This is a genomic window from Paenibacillus sp. 01L418 (assembly GCF_056400045.1).
The window spans coordinates 1-4,305 of record NZ_JBFTSN010000491.1 but is presented as its reverse complement, the minus strand read 5'-3'; the positions used below and the strand labels follow the sequence as shown (position 1 = coordinate 4,305).

Genomic DNA, 4,305 nt, shown 5'->3' with positions numbered 1-4,305 from the left:
ACTTAGACGTACCTGCCAACAGTTGGGCTCTCGGGGTTCCTTCGAACCATGAGAAGGGTAGAGCAATTATGCTTCTATCGGATTGTAAATATGGATTCCGAGGTATGGATCGAGCCCTTTCCGTCACACTGCTGCGGGGCTCATATGGCCCGGATGCTTATCCGAATACAGGGGTTCATCGCATTCGTTTAAGTATTTGTGTAGTTGATGCTTCTAAAAACCAGCAATTGATTGAACAATCCTCCCATTATCATCTTCCGCTCCAATACATCTCAGCGGCTGCAAGTAATGGAGATTGGCCAACAACACAAAGCTTCTTGCAATTAATTGAAGGAACGATTGCAATCTCTGCGATCAAGATGCCTGAGAGCGATCAAGCTGTTAATCGATGGATTATTCGCGTGTATGAAACCGAAGGAAACACATCCTCGGTAAAGCTGGAGTTATGCCGCAAAGTGAGCAAAGCTTATTTTGTCGATACGTTAGAATGTCCTCTAGTTGAGGGGGAAGTATTCATTAATGAATCACAAATAGGTTTTGAGGTTATGGCTTTTGGCGTCGCGAGCCTATGTATTGAATTTGAACAATAGGAGGGTTGTCCGGTGAGTATCGATCAGCAAGCAGAAAAGACTACACAAACCTTAATTTATCCGGTTTATGAACAAAATGTAGAACGGATTCTGGATCTGCCGCGAGTCCGGCATCTGTTCGATGTGTCAGTATTGAGACCGCATATGGGCGCCAAAGATGCAATAACGTGGTTCTATGGTCGTCTAGGACAACCGGATGTTGTTATCGTAGGTATGGGTGACGCCTCGCTAATTCACCCTGTTCGGATTAGGGAAGCAGCCGGCAACACGGGAAGAGCAGCAGCCAAAGAGAAATGTGGTCGTGTGCATGTTTCTTTTCAAGCGCTGTGGGATGCCAATATAGCATCCGATCAAGAAGCAGAAGCTATCTCGGCATGGGTGGAAGGTTGGAAACTGGGTACGTATTCCTTCGATAAATATAAGACGAAGTCAGATAAGCTGGAAATCCCGATCCTTTCTTTCGATGGACAGACCGGTTTGCAGATCCAGGAGGCTATTCGCCAAGGGGAAATTCATGCTGAAGGTACGATCTGGGCGCGCGATCTTGCGAATGAGCCAGCCAACTATTTGCGCCCGTTAGAACTTATGGACAAAGTGATGGAGCGTTTTGCCGGAACGGGTGTGGAGATTAATGTCTACACTGGCGAGGAGTTGGAGAGGCAAGGTTTTGCCGGCGTAATAGCGGTTGGTAAAGGAAGCGTATATGCGCCTGCTTTTATCGAACTTCGCTATTGTACGGATGAGTCAAAGCCGCTTACAGCTCTAATTGGCAAAGGAATTACGTTCGACACCGGAGGAATCAGCCTTAAAAAAGATTACGATATTAGCAGTATGAGGATGGATATGGCCGGTGCGGCAGGTGTGCTTGGGGCGCTGGATATCGTCGTTAAGTGCGGTGCGTCCGCCAACATAGCGGTGTTGGTGCCGACTGCAGAGAATGTTATATCAGGGAACAGCTTACTACCGAGTGATGTAATCCGATATGCGAATGGCCTAACCGTTCAAGTAGGCAATACCGATTCGGAAGGCCGACTCATACTGGCTGATGCGTTGATCCATGCTCATCGAATAGGGGCAGTGGAAGCGATCGATATGGCAACGTTAACTTACGCTGTCGTAGGCGCACTAGGAACGAAGATTGCAGGTATCCTCGGCGACGACGAGTTGGTGGGGTTGTGTAAAAATGCAGGTGAGCCGTTTGGCGAGAAAGTATGGCAGCTGCCATTGGTAGATGAATACGAATCGTATTTGGATAGCACATATGCCGATGTCTGCAACATTAGCAGCGGTGATGGGGGAGGTGCGATTTCAGCGGCACTGTTCTTACGCAAGTTTGTCCATCCTTCATTGAAATGGGCACATATCGACATGAATGGTCCCAAAGATTCATCCTCCGCAAGTGGCCAGCAGGCTATCGGTGCGACCGGCTTCGGCGCGAGAATGTTGGCTTCGTTTGTGATGTCGAGATAAAAAGGAGGGTAATCCTCCTCTTTATTTATTTTTTTGTAAACGCAAACAAATACATATATAACATTAAACAACAAGTGGGTGAGCGTTGAATTTATTATTCTATCAAATGAATGTAGGAGGTTATTTATGTTGCTTATGAGAAATAAGAGATTGGTTAGCATGGTTTTGGTTATGAGTTTATGGATTAGCTGTATCAGTATCGGTTTTCCTCATGCTATTGCTTATGCTGATGATAGCAGTCAACCTACGACGATTTCCGGTTTAGTTGGTGAATGGAAATTTGATGAAGTGTCGAAGGAGGGAATATCTCCGGACACGTTGAAGCGGAATAATGCTATCCTTACCGATGCTGCAATAGGAAGCGGAAAGGTAGGAAAAGCCTTATTGTTAAATGGTTATCTTAGTTACGCCACTGTACCGAATCAGAATTTAATAAATACAGGCAGCGATTTCTCTATGAGCCTGCTTGTCAATTTCAATTCAACCTATACAAACAGAGACGTTGTCATTGTTCAGCAGCAAGGTGAGGGCGGAGAAACGCTGCTATCACGCAGAGCTGATGGTAGATTACAATCCTCTCTTGGCGGAAAAACGACGATCGGAGCAACATTAATTGAGCCTAAAAAGTGGTACCATGTTGCCCTTAGCAGAGAGGGTGACCAGGTTAAGCTTTATGTCAATGGTGCGTTCGAAGCTGCTACGGACGATACGTTATTAGTATCGAATAGTGGTGATTTTCGGATTGGAGCTGACCGAGAGCCGGAAGTGACAAATGCGTGGCCGGGGCTCATCGACGAATTCGAAATTTATGACAAGGCTCTGACAGATGAGGAAATGAAACAGGTTCCGGGTTTTAATTGGCCTATTATTTCGTTAAACGGTCATTCGGAATTGAGTTTATCTTTGAACGATACCTATGTGGAGAACGGAGCACAAGCATCCGATTCAAAGGACGGAGATATTACGGCCGATATTCAAACGACTGGTCTTGTCGATACGAGTAAAGGCGGCATCTACAAAGTGAACTATACGGTATCTAACCAAGCAGGAGATTCGGTTACCAAAGTGAGGACTGTAACTGTTATTCCACCAARAACGTTATCTCGCGCGAGCAGAGTTTTGATTGATAAAGGGCTGCAAATGCAGACGTGGATGACAACGGATCAATCAGGTCGGAAATACGCTAGTGCAGAGGAATGGAAAAACAGTCATTTTACTACGGCTACCTATTACGAATATCCGGGCTATAACCAAATGTTCCATAACCAGATGCCAGAAGCACAATGGTCGTTTGTAAAAGGGGCATTCGGAGATGGCTTGGGAGGCGGTCCGAAAGAAAAAGATATGACGGGATTTTTGAGTGATGCGCAAAAAACTAATGTAGATAAGCTGATTACGATATCATTTGGAGATGAAGAAAACTACAACGAAGGGATCTTGAAAACCTTTACGGAGTGGTTCAAGCTAAGCCACAAACTTTATCCGGATGTCCTCGCTCACAGCAACCAACAATCGCGTCAATGGCAAAGGGACGATTATGAAACGTACATTCGTACGGCCGAACCTGACCTGCTCACATTCGACGATTATTTATTCTCAACGAGAGGCTCGGACAACAATCTATTTACAACAATCGTCAATAACATTAATGACCAAAGAACGATTGCACTTAAGGGCTATGACGGAACCGGGCAAAGTCCGATCGCTTTCGGRCAATATTTGCTTGGCTTCAAGACAGGTGAGATTCCTGCAGATGTAGGTCCATATATTATAACTGAATCTCAAATATACGGCGTTCCGTTCGCCACATTGACGATGGGCGGCAAATGGCTCAGCATGTTCCGCTGGGAGTATGACAGCAACACTTTCTTGTTTTTTGACAAGGATGGTAAACCTACAAAGCAATATGAGCAATATGCCGAAATGGCAAGGCAAATAAGCAACCTTGGACCRCATCTTGTACGGCTCAATAGCACAGATGTCTCTATTTTGCCGGGGCAACATAAGGATTCGAACGGAAGAATCGTTAAAAACCTAACGCCTAGAGAAACACCAATATTCGATAAGAATACTCAGCTAAAGCATCCTTATTTAAGAAGTGTAGTTTCGAAAAACTCCAGCGTTCATGGTGGACTTAATGGCGATGTAATGCTTGGTTTTTTTGAACCTCTGCCAGATACAGAGTCGTTTTTCAACTCCACAGACATGGAATATTTTATGGTCATGAATGGACTGACATCAGGTA

3 protein-coding genes are annotated in these 4,305 nt (G+C 45.1%); all 3 read left to right on the top strand.

The window, feature by feature from the left end:
• A partial coding sequence (locus tag AC1DSE_RS31140; RefSeq protein WP_477528761.1) for a glycosyl hydrolase-related protein occupies positions 1–590 on the top strand: 590 nt, incomplete at its 5' end.
• Positions 591–602: 12 nt separating this feature from the next.
• Entirely contained in the window at positions 603–2,060 is a 1,458-nt protein-coding gene (locus tag AC1DSE_RS31135; protein ID WP_477509729.1) for a leucyl aminopeptidase family protein, read from the top strand.
• 126 nt (positions 2,061–2,186) lie between these two features.
• Positions 2,187–4,305 (top strand): LamG-like jellyroll fold domain-containing protein (locus AC1DSE_RS31130; protein WP_477528760.1); only part of this gene is annotated, 2,119 nt, incomplete at its 3' end.